Raw genomic sequence first — 279 nt, forward strand, 5'->3', positions numbered from 1 at the left:
GACGACCCAAACTTTACCTGCCAGCCGTCGCTGGTTTAGCAAAAGCTGGCTACTGGAACAGAAGTCGCTGATTGCGCTGATGGTGCTGATCGCCGTGGTGGCCAGCCAGAGCCCGAACTTCTTTACCGTGGCGAACCTGTTCAACATTCTGCAGCAGACCTCGGTTAACGCCATTATGGCGGTCGGGATGACGCTGGTGATCCTGACTTCTGGTATCGACCTCTCTGTAGGATCGCTGCTGGCCCTGACGGGCGCGGTAGGTGCGTCGCTGGTGGGTAT

General features: G+C 58.1%; 1 pseudogene. It reads left to right on the forward strand.

What is annotated here, in order from left to right:
- Positions 1-279 (forward strand): annotated as a pseudogene (gene rbsC / locus SB756_RS29520) (ribose ABC transporter permease); the annotation flags it as partial.

It is taken from the genome of Pseudomonas sp. SIMBA_068 (genome assembly GCF_046534705.1).
Taxonomy (GTDB): Bacteria; Pseudomonadota; Gammaproteobacteria; order Pseudomonadales; family Pseudomonadaceae; genus Aquipseudomonas; species Aquipseudomonas putida.